This window comes from Sphingobium sp. JAI105 (assembly GCF_015752145.1).
Lineage (GTDB): Bacteria > Pseudomonadota > Alphaproteobacteria > Sphingomonadales > Sphingomonadaceae > Sphingobium > Sphingobium xenophagum.
Genome location: NZ_JADOUC010000001.1, coordinates 65,408 through 82,312, shown reverse-complemented (window position 1 = coordinate 82,312; position 16,905 = coordinate 65,408). Strand labels below are relative to the sequence as shown.

Sequence of the window (16,905 nt, the reverse complement as noted above, 5' to 3'; positions counted from 1 at the left end):
CGGGGCATTACAATCGTACAATAACAACTCTCAGATAGGGGATATGCCCTGATGCGAACGTCGCTGCTGGCCCTTGCGGCCGCCCTCGCCCTCCCGCTCGCCGCTTGTTCCAGCGACGGAGCCGACACGCCGCCCGCTTCGGCATCGGCGACGACTCCGGCTGCGGTCGAACCGTCGATCGACACGATGAAACGGCTGGTGCAGGAGCTTTCGTCCGACGCCTATGAAGGCCGCGCGCCCGGTTCGGCTGGCGAGGAAAAGACTCTGGCCCTGCTCGCGGCCGAATTCGGCAAGCTGGGCCTGAAACCCGGTAACAAGGGCAGCTGGTTTCAGGATGTCCCGCTGGTCGAGATTACCGCGAAAAATGTGTCGCCGCTCAGTTTCACCGGCGGCAAGACCGCGGTCAGCGCGACCTATGGCCCGGAAATGGTGATCGGCACCTATCGCACCACGCAGCCGAACATCGCGGTCAAGGACAGCCCGGTCGTGTTTGTCGGCTATGGCATCAACGCCCCTGAAAAAGGGTGGAACGATTATGCCGGCGTGGATGTGAAGGGCAAGACGGTCATCATCCTGGTCAATGATCCCGATTATGAAACGCCGGGACTGACCGGGCCGTTCAATGGCCGGGCGATGACCTATTATGGCCGCTGGACCTATAAATATGAGGAAGCGGCGCGGCAGGGTGCCGCCGCCGCGATCATCGTGCACGACACGGTGCCTGCCGCCTATGGCTGGAATGTGGTGCAGTCGAGCTGGACCGGCGCGCAGCATGTCGCCGACAGTGCGGACGGCAATGCCGGCCTTTCCGCCGCAATCGGCTGGATCCAGAAGGACAAGGCGAAGGCCCTGTTCGCCAGCGCGGGGATGGACCTTGATGCGCAGATGGTAGCGGCCAGGAAGCCGGGCTTCAAGGCCGTGCCGCTGGGCGCGGTCAAGGCGTCGGTGTCGTTCGACAATGACCTGCGCAAACATATGTCCAAAAATGTCGTGGCGCTGCTGCCCGGCAAGACGCGACCCGACGAATATGTGCTTTACAGCGCCCATTGGGACCATCTGGGCCATTGTCAGGCGCCGGACGGCGACGACATCTGCAACGGCGCCGTCGACAATGCGACCGGCACGGCGGCGCTGGTGGCCCTGGCGGAAGCCAATGTGAAGGCCGGGCCGACCGATCGCAGCCAGGTGTTTCTGGCGGTGACGGCAGAGGAATCGGGGCTGCTTGGATCGGCCTATTATGGCAGCAACCCGGTGTTCCCCTTCGCGCAGACCGTGGGCGGCGTGAATATGGACGCCCTCTCGGTCGCGGGCCTCGCCAAAAATGTCGTGGTGATCGGCAAGGGCAAGTCGCAGCTTGATGCCTATCTCGACCGGGCGCTCAGCGCACAGGGACGCGTCGCGACGCTGGAGCCGACGCCGGAGAAGGGCCATTATTACCGCTCCGACCATTTCAGCTTTGCCAAGCATGGCCTGCCGATGCTCTATTTCGAGGGGGGCGAGGATCTGGTCAACGGCGGCACGGCAGCAGGCAACGCCGCGGCGGAGGATTATACCAAGAACCGCTATCATGGGCCCAAGGACGAATATGATCCCAATTGGGACTGGACCGGGGTGCTGGCCGACCTGAAACTCTATTATAGTGTCGGCCGCGATCTGGCGACCGGCAGCGACTGGCCCAATTGGGTGGAGGGCGACGAGTTCCGCGCCATTCGGGACAAGGACCGGGCGGGGAAGTAATCCGTCCCGCCTCCGTTCGTTTCGAGCGAAGTCGATAAGCGCTGCATTTGTGTAGGCGGCTTCTCGACTATGCTCGAAGCGAGCGGCGGTTGGTCATTCACTCGCCCATCGGCGCATATGTCCAGCTTTGTGTCTGGCTGCCATCCATTTTCGCCGTTTCGGCCATCAGCAGCCGCCCCTCCCGCCAATAGCGGATGCGTTGCGGATAATCATGGTCGGGATTGGCGAAGCTGATGTCCCGCACGCCTTCTGCAATGGCCGGGAATATCGTCGCTGTCCCGCCTTCGGGTGCGCCGTGGAAGGCGAGCGATCCGTCAGCCGCCCGCACGATCCGCATGACTTCCCACGATCGCAGCACGCCACCACGCCCGGTCCGCCCCACGCCGATCATCACGCCCCCGCGCGGCAGTGTCCACACCTCCTCGGTCCAGCGATCGTCCCGCACTTGCAGCCATTCGCCCGTCAGCCAGTCGGGCAATTCGCCCGCACGCGCTGTTGCGGACAATGCCAGCAAAAGGGCGGCGGCAACCATCGAAACTCTTCTCTTCACGGCTTTCGCCCTCTGTCCAGACCCGATCCGGCACGCTATGGAGCGCGCATAACGCCCGCTATCACGGATCGGCGCCGCTGCCGAGCAAGGACCATATCATGACATTCCGTATGCCCGCCGAATGGGCGCCGCACGACTGGACCTGGATCGGCTTTCCGACCAACCCGGCCGAATGGCCCGGCGCTTTCGAAGCCGCGCGAACGCAAATCGCCGCCTTTGCGAGCGCACTCCATGCCGGGGGCAAGGGGGAAGATGTTCGGCTGGTCACCGCCAACGCAGCGGATGCGGAGGCCGCACGGGCATTGGTCGCGCCGGGCGTCACGATTGTCGAGCACCGGCTGGGCGACGTCTGGCTGCGCGACACTGCGCCCATCGCGGTGCTGAACGGCAAGGCGCGGGCGCTCGTCGATTTCGGCTTCAATGGCTGGGGCGGCAAATATCAGATGCCCGGCGACGAGGATATTGGCGCGCGGCTGGCGGCCACGACCGGCCTGCCGACTTCGGCCCAGAACTGGATATTCGAAGGGGGCGCGGTGGATACCGATGGCAGCGGCCTGTTCGTGACGACCGAGCAATGCCTGCTGAACCCCAATCGCAACCCTGATCTGGATCGCGGCAAGATCGAAACTCTGCTTGCCGGAAGCCTTGGCCTTTCCGACATGCTCTGGCTGGGCGACGGGTTGATGAACGATCATACCGACGGCCATGTCGACAATCTGGCCCGCTTCGTCGGCGATGGCCTGCTGGCGCTGCCAATCGCAACGACCGATGATGATCCCAATGCGGCGATCTACGCCGATGCACGCGCGCGGGCAAAGGCCCATGGCATAGAGGTCGTGGACATCCCGTCGCCGGGGCTGGTGATCGTGGATGGCGCGGCGATCCCCGCCAGCTACATGAATTTCTATATCGGCAACGCAGCCGTCATCGTGCCCATCTATGGCCAGCCCAATGATCAGGCCGCTCTCGATGCCCTGCGCCCCTTCTTTCCAGGTCGGGATATTGTCGGGCTGCGCAGCGATGCCATATTGTCAGGCGGCGGCAGCTTTCATTGTTGCAGCCAGCAAATGCCGAGTGTCTAACCTCAACCGTTCGGGCCGAGCGACGTCGAAGCCCGCGCCCGAGCGCAAGCGAAGGCACCTCGCAATCGCTCGATGGAGCTCTTCGACAGGCTCAGGGCGAACGGAGAAACGAACAGCATGACCAAAGTTACCGTTGCCGCGCTCCAGCTCGCCTTCACAGACGATATGAGCGAGAATATCGACCGGGTGGCGACCCATGTGGCCAAGGCCGCCGCGCGCGGGGCGAAGATCATCCTGCCGCCCGAACTGTTCGAAGGCCCCTATTTCTGCCGCGTCGAGGACGAGGCCCTGTTCGCGCGGGCGCAGCCGGTGGACGAGCATCCCGCCGTGCAGGAAATGCGCAAGCTGGCCAAGGATCTGGGCGTCTATATCCCGACCAGCTTTTTCGAGCGCGACGGGCAGCATCATTATAATTCGCTCGCTATGATCGACGATCAGGGCGACATCATGGGCGTCTATCGCAAGAGCCATATTCCAGACGGGCCGGGTTATGAGGAGAAATATTATTTCCGCCCCGGCAATAGCGGCTTTAAGGTCTGGCCGACCAGATATGGCACGATCGGCGTCGGCATCTGCTGGGACCAATGGTATCCCGAATGCGCGCGGATCATGGCGCTGATGGGCGCGGAAATGCTGTTCTACCCGACCGCGATCGGCTCCGAACCCTATGATGCAGACCTCGACACCAGCCGGATGTGGCGGCGGGCGATGATCGGCCATGCCGTGTCCAACTGCATGCCCGTGATCGCCGCCAACCGCATTGGCGAAGAGGATGGCCAGAGCTTTTACGGCCACAGCTTCATCACAGACCATTGGGGCGATTTCGCTGCCGAAGCCGATGCCAGGGATATGGGCGCGCTCGTCGCGACGCTCGATCTGGCGCAGGCGCGGACGCATCGGGCGGGCATGGGCTTCTTTCGCGACCGGCGGCCCGACCTGTACGGGCGGATCGCGCAGGACGTCTGACCGCTAAAGCAGCAGCCGGGTCGCGCGCGGCGATCGACGGATCAGCCAGAACATCGCAAACGGCACCAGCAATGCGATCGCCGTCAGCCATGGCTTGCCCAGATAGGGCGAGAGATAATGGATGAACGCCACATGCAGATACATGATCACCAGCGACGCCCGGCCCAGCGACGCCAGCGGCGCGGCATAGGGCGCGACCGGGCGGGCGATAACGACGATCAGCAGTGATGTGGCGATTGCCGACCCGATCGACAGCAGCGGCCAGCCATAATCGGCGACCTTCATGTTCAGCGTCGGGAACCAGCCCGCCAGGCCCGCGATCGACAGCATGGCCAGCGGCGCAATCAAGCCGTTGCGCCAGCCCACCCGCGCCCATGCCGCGCCGATCCAGAGCAACACAAGCGCCATCGGGACGCTGAGCAGCCCCAGTGGCGACGCCTGCGTTATCATGTCCAGCCCATAGGCCAGACCCGTCATCAGGATCAGCAGCATCGCCCAGCGCCGGTCCAGTGCATCGGGCCAGCGCGTCAACGCGACGTTGAACAGGATGCGGGCGACCATCAGGCAGGGAATGAACCAGAAGATCGTATAAGGCCCGCGCAGCCAGGAGCCACCCAGCAGGATCGGCAACAGATCGCCGGGCCATTGGTGAAAGATCGGACGACCACCCTTTAGCGGCTCGATAATCTGATCCGCGACGATCAGCAGCGTCAGGAAGATGGCGTAGGGCCGCATCTGCGCGGCCAGTTGGCGGCGGGTGAAAGCGCCGATCGGCTGTGGCCGCGACAGCATGCCGGACAGAAGGAAGAAGAGCGGCATATGAAAACTGTAGAGCGCATCGCGCAACGGTCCGCGCGTCCAGACATGGCCGACAACGACCGCGACAATGCCAATGCCGCGCGCGACATCGACCCAATCGAGCCGATCCCCGGCGGCCTTGTTGCCGCCGCCATTCTCCCCCCTATGCTCCATAGCCTCCACGCCCTATAGGACGGGACGCGCGCGTCAATGCGCCCCAGCCCTGTTTCCCGATCGGACCCTTTCCTTGGCACTGCTTACCGACCATGTCCTCTTCATCGATGGCGAGGCCATCATTCTAGACAAGCCAGCGGGCCTGCCGGTCGATGCGCCGCGCGACGGGTCCATCGCGCTCGAAAACCATCTGCAATCGCTGACCTTCGGCTTTGCCCGCTGGCCGCTGCCCGTCCACAGGCTGGACCGCGACACCAGCGGTTGCCTGCTGCTTGCCCGCAATCCCAAGGCACATAAGCGCTTCGCCGGCGCGTTCGAGGCCGGGACTGTCGCCAAACGCTATGTCGCGGTCGTTGACGGCATCCCTGCGGAAGAAGGCGGCACGATCGAACTGTCTCTGTCGAAGATCAGCAGCGCGAGCGACGGCTGGCGCATGATCCCGGCCAAGGCAGGCAAGGTCGCCGTCACCCACTGGCGCAAGGTTGCTGAAAAGGACGGCCGCGCGCTCATCGCCTTCACGCCGCAGACCGGGCGCACGCATCAGATCCGCGTCCACGCGCTCCATGGCCTGGGCTTTGGCATCGTGGGCGATCCGGTCTATGGGACAGGTGGCGTGCCGATGCTGCTCCACAGCCGCTTTCTCAGCATCCCGCGCGGCGACAAGCCAGCGGCGGAGGCGACCGCTCCCTTGCCCGCCACCTTTGCCGCGGCCGGGTTCGGACAGGAATTGCTGGACCAAGCCGGGCTTTGACGGGCGCGATCGAGCCGATACAGTCACGCCATGGTCGCCATCGCCATCACACGCTCGATTTCCATCGATAGCGACGAGATTATCGAAAGCTATACCCGCGCATCGGGTCCGGGCGGCCAGCACGTCAACACAACCGACAGCGCCGTGATGCTGCGCTTCGATGTCGCCAATTCGCCCGGCCTGCCAGACGCTGTGAAAAATCGTCTGGCGGACCTTGCAGGAACACGCATGACGCGCGAGGGCATATTGATCCTGCGCAGCGAAGGCGCGCGGTCGCAACTGCTCAACCGCCAGGATGTGCGCGACCGGCTGATCGCGCTGATCCGCGAAGCCACCATCGTCCCCAAAAAACGCCGCCCGACAAAACCCACCAAAGCCTCGCAAAAACGCAGGGTAGAGGGCAAGGTAAAACGCGCGACGATCAAACAGGGACGCGGCAAGGTGCGGGTGGATTAGGCGGGTTGTTCCGCCAAAGGTCGAGACAGTGTCGCGGTTTCCATAGACGGGGCCCGCGACAAGCGCTCCGCTCCCTTGAGGCTTACCCATGCAATCAAGACACCGATTGGCACGTCAATCAGATAATGCCAGCGGGTAGCGACAGCGGTCACGAAAATGAAGAAGGTGATGAAGGCATAAAGCGGCACCAGAATTCGTCCGTGCTTCCAGGCGAAGCTCAGAAAAAGAAACGCCGCTGCGGAATGGAGCGATGGCATGGCGGCCAAGCCTACAGTGAAGGCTTTCCCCCCATTGCGCGCCAGCCAAATCGGCCCTTCCGCGACCGACTGATTGTAGAAGTCCAACATGCTATGCTGGCCCGCCGTCACCATTGGATTCAACCCGGCTTCATAGATGAATGGACCGATCGCAGGCGCAACAATATAGGCTAATGTTCCCAAGCCTTGCAGAAGCAGCGCGGCAATAACCAATTCCGAAAATTTGTCCGGCGTGCGAAATGCATGATAGCAAAAGCTTCCATAGAACATCGCAATATAGCCAATCATATAGAAATTGGCTTCATAGGGAATAAATACCGTCATCGATCGGCGCAAGACCATGCATATGTCTACCAATGGCCTAAATTTTTGATCTATTTCCCAATAAAATTCGTCGAATAAATATGGATTGATATGCGGTATCCATAGCTTTATGTTAAAATATACAAATAAAACAACAACGTAGCATGGAAGCGCGATCAGAAATGTTCGCGCTATCGCGCGTCTTTGCCCGTAAAAAGCAAATGCACCCCAAACCCCGACACCCATGAGCGGATATAGATAATGTATGCCAACAAATGCAGCACGTTCACCTGTGGGATACACTATCGGCAATTGAAAATTTGCAGCAAGAGCGACCATCACCGTGATCATCAATAGCGAAATACTGATCTCCGGCGGAAGGTTGGATTTCAATATATTCATGCTGCTGCTCCGCTGGCTCATCACGCGCTAGCAAAACAAGGTTACCAATGTCTGAATTCACCCTCTGGCCCTGCCCCATCACCAAGCCTATATCCGCCCCATGTTCGACTTCGCACCCACCGATACCGCCGACAAGGCGACGCTCTATGCTGACCTGCTCTCCGCCGCCGATGCGTTGACGCGCGATGAGGCGGACCATGTCGCCAACATGGCCAATATCGCCGCGCTGCTTTGGCAATTTTTGCCCGACCTCAACTGGGCGGGATTCTATCGCATGGTGGAGGGCGAGCTGGTGCTGGGGCCGTTTCAGGGCAAGCCTGCCTGCATCCGTATCCCGCTGGGTCGCGGGGTATGCGGCACCGCGGCGGCGACGGGCGAGACGCAACTTGTGGCGGACGTCCACGCCTTTCCCGGCCACATCGCCTGCGACGCTGCCAGCGCCTCGGAAATCGTCGTGCCGATCCTCAGCTATGGCGCGGTGATCGGTGTGCTGGATCTCGACAGCCCGCGTCCCGCGCGCTTCGACTCGGACGACGCGCACGGGTTGCAAGCTCTGGTCGCTCGGATTGCCGCCCGGATCTGCTGAAGGCGTTAACCCTCTTTCCCGCCACGGTCGCCTGTTTCGCCCCGTTTCGGGACAGGATTTAACCCTCGCGCTCATGGATAGCCCTGGATCACCATGCTAAACAGAGCGTTAGCAATTTGACCCGCGCGGCGCCTTTCCGCTGTGGGAAAACAGGGAGCGTTAACCATGCGGACATCCGGCCTTCTACTTCTGGGGGCGAGCATCGCGCTGGCGGGCGCGGCTAGCCCGGCACTGGCAGGCAACGGCCCCGGCATGAGCCATGGCGCCAAAGGCGGCTGGTCTGGCGGCGGATGGAAGGGTGGCGGCCGACCGATGACCCACGCGCCCCGACCCGGCATGACCTGGAATGGCGGGCATCGCTGGGGTCCGCGTCAGAACGGTCGCTGGTATGCGGGCTGGCGCGCGCCAGGTGGCTGGAACGGCTATCAGCGCCCGGTCTATGGCTATGTCCTGCCGCGCTACTGGATCAGCCCGGCTTATTATATCGGCAATTATGGCGCCTATGGCCTGCCCGCCCCGGCGGCCGGATATGGCTGGTCGCGCTATTATGACGATGCGGTGATGACCGACCGTTATGGCCGGGTTTATGACAGCCGCAGCAACATCGCGTGGGACCGTTATGAGGGCGGCTATGGCGACGATGGCTATTATGACGATCGCGATGGGTATCGTCGTCCCGACAATGGCCTTGGCGGCGCAGCGATCGGCGCAGTAGTCGGCGGCGTGGCGGGCAACCGCATCGCCGGACGCGGCAACCGCACTGCTGGCACGCTGATTGGCGCTGGCGTCGGCGCAGTGGCTGGCGCGATGATCGACAAGGCGGAGGATGCACCCCGTCGCGGCGCCGCGCCGCCGCCGCGTCGTCCGGGCGCTGGCTATGATTATGGCTATGGCTATGCCGACGACAGCGTGACCACGCAGAACGACTATGAAGGGCGCTGGACCGGCACCTGGACGACCGCCGATGGCAAGCGGACCAGCGGCACATATGAAGGCCGTTTCGAGGGCGAAGTGCGCGGCGCGGGCGTCGATTATGATCCGCCAGCCTATATGGGTCAGCCGCATTGGTCGCAGGGTCCGATGCAGGTCACGACCCAGGGCGGTGGCGGCTATATATCGGGGGGCTATTATTACCCCGCACCGATCGTGACCACGGTGACGATCGAGCCGGAGGTGACGACGACAACGACAACCACCTATGTCACCCAGCGCGTGGGCCATCGCAAGCCAGCGCGCCGGGCGTGTCGCTGCAAATAGGCATTTGGGGGCAGCACATCGGGGCCGCGCCTTGCAACGGGCGAGGCCCTGTCATGTTGCCAGAGGCGGCGTGATGGCGGCACGGGGCTGCGGACGGCCCAGATGAAAGCCCTGGCCGATGATACAGCCATGGGCCAGAAGCCGGTCGGCCTGCGCTGCGCTCTCCACCCCTTCGGCGACGACATCCATGCCGAAACTGCCGCCCAGCTTGACGATGGCGTCGACAATGGCCGCGTCACCCGCATCCTCTTCGATGTTAGAGACAAAGCTGCGATCGATCTTCAATATATCGACCGGATATTGTTTGAGGTGGCTGAGCGAGGCAAAGCCGGTGCCGAAATCGTCCAGCGCGATGCGCACCCCCGCCTCTGAAAAATGCTGCAACGCCCGCTCCACCTGCCCGGCGCCGCGGCCCAGGAAAACAGTCTCGGTCACCTCTATTTCCAGATGTTCCGGCGGCACGGCGAACAGCGCAAGTTGTTCCAGCACCCGATCCGCAAAGTCCCCCCGCGCAAAATCGGCAGCGGACGCATTGATCGCGACGCGACCGGGATCATGACCGGCCTGCAACCATCCGCGCACATCGCGCAAAACGCTGTCGAGCATCTGTTCGGTCAACGCCACGGCAATTTCGGCATGTTCAAAACCAGCCGCTATGCTGCCGGGCAATTGCAGGCCCAAACGCGGATGATGCCAGCGCAACAGCGCTTCATAACCCAATATCTGGCCATTACGCAGATCAACCTTGGGTTGATAATAGGGTGTCACCAGCCGATCGGCGATGATGCTCCGGGCCATGCCGATCATTGAACTGCGCTGCTGTGCCTGCGCGCGCAGATCGGAATGGAACAGGGTCAGGCGACCACGGCCGGCGGCTTTCGACGCATAGAGCGCCAGATCCGCCGCTTTAAGCAGATCCTCCGCCCGATCGCCATGATCGCCAAACACCGCGCCGCCGATGCTGACCCCGCAATCGATCGAACGGCCATTATGGACATGGGGCGTGCGCAGGCTTTCGATCAGCTTGGCGCTCCACGCCTCCAGCGCCGCGCCGTCGGTCAATGACGGCGCGATCAGGCCGAACTCGTCACCCCCCAGCCGTCCCAGCAGCGCGTCCGGCGGGGCGATCGCCGCAAGGCGTCCGGCAAAGGCGCATAGCAAGGCATCGCCCGCGTCATGGCCCAGCGAATCATTCGTGCGCTTGAGATCGTCAATGTCGAGCAGAAGCAGGCCAAAGCGTTTGCCGGTTTGCCCCTGTCGTTCGGCCATATCGTCGAGCGTCGCCTGCCATAAGGCGCGGTTTGGCAAGCGGGTCATGGGATCATGCGTTGCGGCCCAGCGGATGCGGTCCTCGGCATCACGCTGATCGGTCACGTCCAGAAATGTCACGATGACGCGCTGCGCCCGTCCGGATTCAGATCGTGTGGTCCAGCCGCTGCTCCTGATCCAGCGCAAGGCGCCATCACTGGCACGGTGGACCCGCAATGTCGCCTCGAAACGGGGCGGAACGGCGCCGGAAGCGACCGCGTCCAGCATGACCCGCAGGGTCTCACGGTCATCAGGATGGACGATCGACAGCGCCAGTTCGCTGGTCGCAGGTTGATCCTCGCTCAGACCCAGCATCGCGCGAAATTCGGCCGACCAGCGGCGTTCGCCAGTCGCGACGTCGAAATCCCAAATGCCCAGCCGCGCCGCCTGCACCGCCAGACGCGAACGTTCCTCACTGTCCGCCAGCGCGCGCAGGGCGAGCTTTTGCGCGTGCACATCCTCCAGCGTGCCATACCAGCGGACAATCTGCCCCTGCTCGTCGCGGCGCGCCGCCGCGCGGGCACGCATCCAGCGATAGCCGCCATCGCGCAGCCGGATACGATAATCGATGTCGATCGGCGCGCCAGATGCCAGATGCTTGGTCCAAATGGTGATAGTCCGGGGCAGATCGTCCGGGTGAAGCGCGACAAGCCAGCCGGTTCCCAGCGCCTTCTTCGCGACCATGCCGGTCAGGTTCAGCCAGCGCGGTCCAACTTCTTCAATCGCGCCATCGGGGGCAGCGGTCCACGGCACCTGCGGGCTCAGTTCGACTGACCAGCGATAATGCTCCCGGCTTTCGGCCAACGCTCTTTCCAGCGCGCGTGCCTGGCTATCGTGGCGATCGTGCACATCTTCCAACGTGCCATAATAGCGGACCAGGCCATCCGTGCTGGTCATCCGCCGCATTCGAACAAGGCACCAACGCCGCTGACCGTCCGTGCCCGGCAATCGCACGGTCAGGGGCTGCGGCTGTTCCTCCGCGATCGCGGCCTTCAGCAGGACGCGACGGTCCGCGCGGTCCAGCAATGCACGCCATGCCTTGCCGGCCAAACCAGCATCCTGGTCAGTCGCCAATATCCGGCCCCGTGCATCGGCGATCCAACGCGACAAGGAAGGCGACAAATGATCAAAAACCGGCGAAAACAGTATTTCATTTCGATCATGTAATGACATGTCGATCCGCTGACCGTCATCCAGCGCTCGCCGGAAATCATCGAACCGGCGTTCAGCAAAGCGATCCATCGCCAGCCTCCGCCCATGTCGCCATCATTGCGTTCATCATGGCAGGACTAGCCGAGAAAGTTAAACAACCTCCTCACACTCTGTCATTCTGGTCGGATTTACTTGCTGCGCGCACGAAAATAACAGCAAATCTATGGAATAGGGCCGCTATTTGCGAAACATGCTCGCCAGTTCGATTGGCAGCGGTGGCTCGTCCCGCTGCGCAACGTGACGAATAGCCTGATCCTGCTCATCAGGATCGAACCGGACCCAGCCGGCCCGGCTCAGCTTTTCGAGCGGTCGATAGCGGACCTTATATTGCATCCGCGCCGAACCATCGACCCAGTAACCCAGATAGACATAGGGCAGGCCCGCCGCCGAAGCGCGCAGGATATGGTCCATGATGATGAAATTGCCCAGCCCCGGACGATTGTCCAACTCTGTGTCGAAGAAGCTGTAAATCATCGACAGGCCATCGCCCTGCCGGTCCGTCAGGCAAGCGCCGACCAGCTTGCCGACGCGCCCGTCGACGCCGGGTTCGCGATATTCAACGACATGGCTGTCGACCGGGGTCTGTTCGACCATGTCGGCAAAATCCATCTCGTCCATCTCGGTCATGCCGCCGCCGGGATGACGTGCCGACAGATAGCGCTGGAGCAGCGCATATTGTTCTTCGGTCGACCATGGCTTGCAGGCGGTGACCGTCAGGTCGCTGTTGCGGCGGATCAGCTTGCGCTGGGTCGCGTTGGGGCGAAATTCGTCCGTGACGACACGCACCGAAACACAGGCCGAACAATCAGCGCAGCTGGGGCGATAGGCGACATTCTGGCTGCGGCGAAAGCCGATGCGGCCCAGTGCATCGTTGAGTTCGGCGGCGTTGTCCCCGTTCAGTTCGGTAAACACCTTCCGTTCGCTGCGCCCCGGCAGATAGGGGCAGGGCGACGGATTGGTCACGAAAAAGCGGGGAAAACGAAAAGGTGCAGTCACGCTCCAATATCCCCTTCGTGGCGGCGGCGCGGGTGGATCATGCCGCGACTATGCCGTTGCGACGCGCCTATGAAAAGAGCGTTTACCACGAAATGTTAAGAGATCGTTCGCGCGTCACGCAACCTCGATCGGCGCAACCTCGTAACCCGCCTCGCCCAGTGCCGCGATGAGCCGCTGGAGATGGGCGCGATCGCGCGTCTCGCATTCCACGTCCAGGCTTAGTCCTTTGGCCGGCAGGTTCGTGAAAATACGCTGATGCGCCAGTTCCAATATGTTGACCGCTTCCTGATCGAAAATCTTGGCCACATGGAACAGCGCGCCCGGCCGGTCCTGCAGAATGATCCGCAACCGCGCCAGACGGCCCGACCGGGCCAGGTCGCGCAGCAGAACATTGGCCAGCAGTCGGGTATCGATATTGCCGCCGGTCAGGATCAGCCCGACATTGCGGCCGACAAATTGGTCGCGATAGGTCAGCAGCGCGGCAAGGCCCGCCGCCCCTGCCCCTTCCACCACGGTCTTTTCAATCTGGAGCAAGAGGCTCAGCGCCTCCTCCAGCCGCCGTTCGTCAACCAGCAGCACATCGTCCGCCAACCGTTCTACAAAGCGGCGCGTCAATTCGCCCGGCTGCTTGACCGCAATGCCTTCCGCCAGCGTGTCACCGTCACAGGCAAGGTCCGCGCCCTTGATGAAATCATACATGGACGGATAAAGTTCGGCCTGCACGCCGACCAGCCTTATATCCGGCTTCATCGCCCGTGCGGCAGTCGCCATGCCGGAAAACAGCCCGCCGCCGCCGATCGGAATGATCAGCGTATCGATCTCCGGCGCATCCTCCAGCATTTCGAGCGCGACCGTCCCCTGCCCCGCCATGATGTCCGGCTCGTCAAAGGGATGGATGAAGGTCAACCCCTGCTCCACCTCCAGCAGCCGCGCATGGGCATAGGCGTCATCGAACTTTTCGCCATATTGCACCACGGTCGCGCCATGACCCTGGGTCTGGGTAACCTTCACCGTGGGCGTCGTCGTGGGCATGACGATGGTGACAGGCACGCCCAGCCGCTTGCCATGATAGGCCAGCCCCTGCGCATGATTGCCCGCCGACGCGGCTATGACACCCTTGGCCTTGGCCGCGTCGTCCAACTGCAACAGACGGTTGAGTGCGCCGCGTTCCTTATAAGCTGCGGTGAATTGAAGATTTTCAAACTTCAGATAGACCTTGCAGCCCAGCATCGTCGACAGAGTCTGGCTGATCAGCGTCGGCGTCTTGACGATCGAACCGGCAATCCGGGTCCGCGCGGCAAGAATGTCATCGACGGTGATCGGCAGCGGCAAGGCGCTCTCTATCTTCGCTAAGCTGTTCATGGCCCGCCCCCTAGCGGAAAATTGCGCGTGAAGAAACTGGCACTGTCGGAAAACTGGCCCTATGGCTTGGTCTGGCGCACTAAATATACGGGGCATATGGCTAATATCGCGTTTATCGGCCTGGGCGTCATGGGCGGCCCGATCGCAGGCCATCTGGCAAAGGCGGAGCATAACCTCACCGTCTATAACCGTTCCATCGGCAAGGCGAAAAGCTGGGCGGAAGCCTATGGCGGCACGGTGGCGATCAGCCCGGCCAAGGCGGCCGAGGAAGCGGACATCGTCATCAGTTGCGTGGGTAATGACGACGATCTGGCCCAAGTGACGCTGGGGCGCGAAGGCGCATTTCGCACGATGAAGCCGGGCGGGCTGTTCATCGACCATACGACGGTATCGGCCCGAATCGCGCGGCAATTGTTCGTCGAAGGCGAAAGCCGGGGCATCCACAGCGTCGACGCGCCGGTATCGGGCGGTCAGGCAGGCGCGGAAAATGGCCGACTGTCGATCATGTGCGGCGGCAGCGAACCGGCAGTCACCGCCGCGAAGATCGTGATGAACGCCTATGCCGCGCGGATCGTCCATGTCGGCGGCGCGGGGGCTGGCCAGACGACCAAAATGGTGAATCAGATCTGCATCGGCGGCGTGTTGCAAGGGCTGGCCGAAGCGCTGCGCTTTGCGCAGGCGGCGGAACTGGATCTGGACGCGGTGTTCGAAGCGATCTCCGGCGGCGCGGCGCAGAGCTGGCAAATGGACAATCGCTGGAAAACGATGGCGCAGGACAGTTTCGATTTCGGCTTCGCAGTCGATTGGATGCGCAAGGATCTGGGGCTGGCACTGGAAGAGGCGCGGGCGAACGGCGCCACCCTGCCGGTGACGGCGATGGTCGATCAATTTTACGCAGACGTGCAGGCGCTGGGCGGCAGCCGGCAGGACACGAGCGCGCTGGTGCGAAGGATCACGCGGGCGTGAAGGCTGACATTCATATGGTTCGCGCTGCTGCATTGGCCCGCGCTGGTTGCTTGACGATCGCGGCTCTGGCCGCCACCACCCTTCCTGCCTTCGCGTCCGGGGTCATCGATAACGTCAACGGCATGGCGGTCGATCCCAATGGCAAGATCGTACATTTTCGCGCGCTGCTGATCGACGATGACGGCAAGGTCGAAAAATTGCTGCCTGATCGCTATCAGGAGCCGGAATATAAGCCCAAAAAGCCCAAAAAGGGCCAACCCTGGCCCGAACGGCCCAAGGGGCTGTCCTTCCGGATGGATGCGGGGGGCAAGACGCTGATCCCCGGCCTGATCGACGCGCACGGTCATGTCATGGGGCTGGGCCTGTCGCTCATCACGCTGGACCTGTCAGATACCAAGTCTTTGGCGGAGGCGCAGGCCAAGATCAGAGCCTATGCGCAGGATGGCGCTGGCCGCAAATGGATCATCGGCACGGGGTGGAATCAGGAACGATGGGGGCTGGGCCGATTCCCGACGGCGGCGGATCTGGACGCGGCGGTCAGCGATATTCCGGTATGGCTGGAGCGGGTGGATGGCCATGCGGGCTGGGCCAACAGCGCCGCGATCCGCGCGGCGGGCGTAACGGCGGCGACAAAAGCGCCCGTCGGGGGCCGGATCGAAATGGCGGCGGGCAAGCCTGCTGGCGTGTTCGTGGACAAGGCGATGGACCTGATCGCAAAGGTCGTCCCCGCCCCTGCGCCCAAGGACCGCGACATCGCCTTTGAAAAGGCGCAACGCGCGTTGCTGGCGACCGGGATCACCGGCATTGCCGACATGGGGACGAGCATAGAGGATTGGCAGGCATTCCGCCGATCCGCCGACCGGGGCGCATTGCGGGTGCGGATCATGGCCTATGCGGCGGGCATCGGCAATATGACCCTGATCGCCGGGCCGGAACCGACGCCATGGCTGTATGATGACCGGCTGCGGCTGGGCGGGATCAAGCTGGTGCTGGACGGGGCGCTGGGATCACGCGGCGCGTGGCTGAAGGCGGACTATGCGGACGCGCCGGGGCAACGCGGTCTGCCGATGATCCCCGACACGCAACTGCGCAACATCATGAGCCGCGCGGCGATGGACAATTTCCAGATCGCCACCCATGCCATCGGCGATGCGGCAAACAGCGAGATATTGGACGCGATCCAGGAATTGTCGGAAACCTATAAGGGCGACCGGCGCTGGCGGATCGAACATGCGCAGATTGTCAGCCCGTCCGACCTGCCGCGCTTCGCGCAGTTCGGTATCATCGCATCGATGCAACCCGTGCATGAAGCGTCCGACTGGCGCATGGCGACCGCGCGGCTGGGCGAGGCGCGACTGGCGGGTGCCTATGCGTGGAAGGCAATGCTGGATAACCGGGTGCCGCTGGCCTTTGGCTCCGACGTGCCGGTCGAAAGCCCCAATCCCTTCGTCGGCATAGCCGTCGCGATGAGCCGCGAGGATGCCAAGGGTGAACCGGTCGGCGGATGGTTGCCGCAGCAAAAGATAAGTTTCGAGGCGGCACTGGACGGCTTCACCCGCCAGGCCGCCTATGCCGGTTTCGCGGAAAAACGCTTTGGCAGTCTGGTGCCGGGGCAGCGGGCGGATTTCCTGCTGATTGATCGGGACATTGCCACCGCCCGCCCGGCCGACATTCGCGCGACGCAAGTGCTGGAAACATGGATTGGCGGCAAGCGGGTCTATGTGAAGGGGCAATAGCCCGCT

General features: G+C 62.7%; 15 protein-coding genes. 9 read left to right on the top strand and 6 right to left on the bottom strand.

What is annotated here, in order from left to right; genetic code table 11:
* Nucleotides 1-51: 51 nt before the first annotated feature.
* On the top strand, nucleotides 52-1,737 hold the full coding sequence (locus IWY39_RS00460) for a M28 family peptidase (RefSeq protein ID WP_107123584.1): 1,686 nt from the start codon (nucleotides 52-54) through the stop codon (nucleotides 1,735-1,737).
* A gap of 97 nt (nucleotides 1,738-1,834) precedes the next feature.
* Here the strand turns inward: IWY39_RS00460 and IWY39_RS00455 are convergent, their stop codons facing one another.
* Nucleotides 1,835-2,269 carry a DUF6265 family protein gene (locus IWY39_RS00455; protein ID WP_017182531.1) on the bottom strand — a complete coding sequence of 145 codons (435 nt, stop codon included), beginning with the start codon at nucleotides 2,267-2,269 and terminating at the stop codon, nucleotides 1,835-1,837.
* Between the two features lie 116 nt (nucleotides 2,270-2,385).
* Between IWY39_RS00455 and IWY39_RS00450 the strand changes: the two genes are divergently transcribed.
* Entirely contained in the window at nucleotides 2,386-3,369 is a 984-nt protein-coding gene (locus IWY39_RS00450) for an agmatine deiminase family protein (protein WP_107123585.1), read from the top strand.
* A gap of 117 nt (nucleotides 3,370-3,486) precedes the next feature.
* Nucleotides 3,487-4,335: an N-carbamoylputrescine amidase gene (aguB, locus tag IWY39_RS00445; RefSeq protein WP_107123586.1), complete on the top strand. Its 849-nt coding sequence runs from the start codon at nucleotides 3,487-3,489 to the stop codon at nucleotides 4,333-4,335.
* Nucleotides 4,336-4,338: 3 nt separating this feature from the next.
* Here aguB and IWY39_RS00440 read toward each other — a convergent pair whose 3' ends face one another.
* Complete coding sequence (locus IWY39_RS00440; protein ID WP_107123587.1) at nucleotides 4,339-5,307, bottom strand: acyltransferase family protein; 969 nt, start codon at nucleotides 5,305-5,307, stop codon at nucleotides 4,339-4,341.
* A 73-nt stretch (nucleotides 5,308-5,380) separates the two neighbouring features.
* Between IWY39_RS00440 and IWY39_RS00435 the strand changes: the two genes are divergently transcribed.
* Both IWY39_RS00435 and arfB read left to right on the top strand, forming a co-directional pair.
* Nucleotides 5,381-6,058 (top strand): RluA family pseudouridine synthase, encoded by a 678-nt coding sequence (locus IWY39_RS00435; protein ID WP_196871296.1) that lies wholly within the window; start codon nucleotides 5,381-5,383, stop codon nucleotides 6,056-6,058.
* A 30-nt stretch (nucleotides 6,059-6,088) separates the two neighbouring features.
* Nucleotides 6,089-6,514, top strand: a complete 426-nt coding sequence (gene arfB / locus IWY39_RS00430) for an alternative ribosome rescue aminoacyl-tRNA hydrolase ArfB (RefSeq protein WP_017182536.1) — start codon at nucleotides 6,089-6,091, stop codon at nucleotides 6,512-6,514.
* Here the strand turns inward: arfB and IWY39_RS23925 are convergent.
* Nucleotides 6,511-7,476 (bottom strand): phosphatase PAP2 family protein, encoded by a 966-nt coding sequence (locus tag IWY39_RS23925; RefSeq protein ID WP_229380569.1) that lies wholly within the window; start codon nucleotides 7,474-7,476, stop codon nucleotides 6,511-6,513. The genes arfB and IWY39_RS23925 overlap by 4 nt on opposite strands.
* 100 nt (nucleotides 7,477-7,576) lie before the next feature.
* On the opposite strand from IWY39_RS23925, the gene IWY39_RS00420 reads away from it, so the two are divergent.
* Nucleotides 7,577-8,062: a GAF domain-containing protein gene (locus IWY39_RS00420; protein WP_107123590.1), complete on the top strand. Its 486-nt coding sequence runs from the start codon at nucleotides 7,577-7,579 to the stop codon at nucleotides 8,060-8,062.
* 165 nt (nucleotides 8,063-8,227) lie between these two features.
* A complete protein-coding gene (locus IWY39_RS00415; protein WP_107123591.1) occupies nucleotides 8,228-9,319 on the top strand; it encodes an RcnB family protein in 1,092 nt (363 codons plus the stop codon).
* A gap of 51 nt (nucleotides 9,320-9,370) precedes the next feature.
* Here IWY39_RS00415 and IWY39_RS00410 read toward each other — a convergent pair whose 3' ends face one another.
* The 3 genes from IWY39_RS00410 to IWY39_RS00400 form a co-directional block, all read right to left on the bottom strand.
* Nucleotides 9,371-11,869: a sensor domain-containing protein gene (locus IWY39_RS00410; RefSeq protein WP_107123592.1), complete on the bottom strand. Its 2,499-nt coding sequence runs from the start codon at nucleotides 11,867-11,869 to the stop codon at nucleotides 9,371-9,373.
* Between the two features lie 147 nt (nucleotides 11,870-12,016).
* The gene (locus IWY39_RS00405) at nucleotides 12,017-12,835 is read right to left on the bottom strand and encodes an arginyltransferase (protein WP_017182541.1); all 819 of its coding nucleotides are present in this window, start codon (nucleotides 12,833-12,835) and stop codon (nucleotides 12,017-12,019) included.
* A gap of 114 nt (nucleotides 12,836-12,949) precedes the next feature.
* Nucleotides 12,950-14,197, bottom strand: a complete 1,248-nt coding sequence (locus IWY39_RS00400) for a threonine ammonia-lyase (protein ID WP_017182542.1) — start codon at nucleotides 14,195-14,197, stop codon at nucleotides 12,950-12,952.
* Nucleotides 14,198-14,293: 96 nt separating this feature from the next.
* On the opposite strand from IWY39_RS00400, the gene IWY39_RS00395 reads away from it, so the two are divergent.
* Together IWY39_RS00395 and IWY39_RS00390 are read left to right on the top strand one after the other, a co-directional pair.
* Nucleotides 14,294-15,163: an NAD(P)-dependent oxidoreductase gene (locus IWY39_RS00395; protein WP_107123757.1), complete on the top strand. Its 870-nt coding sequence runs from the start codon at nucleotides 14,294-14,296 to the stop codon at nucleotides 15,161-15,163.
* A 14-nt stretch (nucleotides 15,164-15,177) separates the two neighbouring features.
* Nucleotides 15,178-16,899, top strand: coding sequence for an amidohydrolase (locus IWY39_RS00390; RefSeq protein ID WP_107123593.1), 1,722 nt, complete (start codon nucleotides 15,178-15,180; stop codon nucleotides 16,897-16,899).
* Nucleotides 16,900-16,905: the final 6 nt, after the last annotated feature.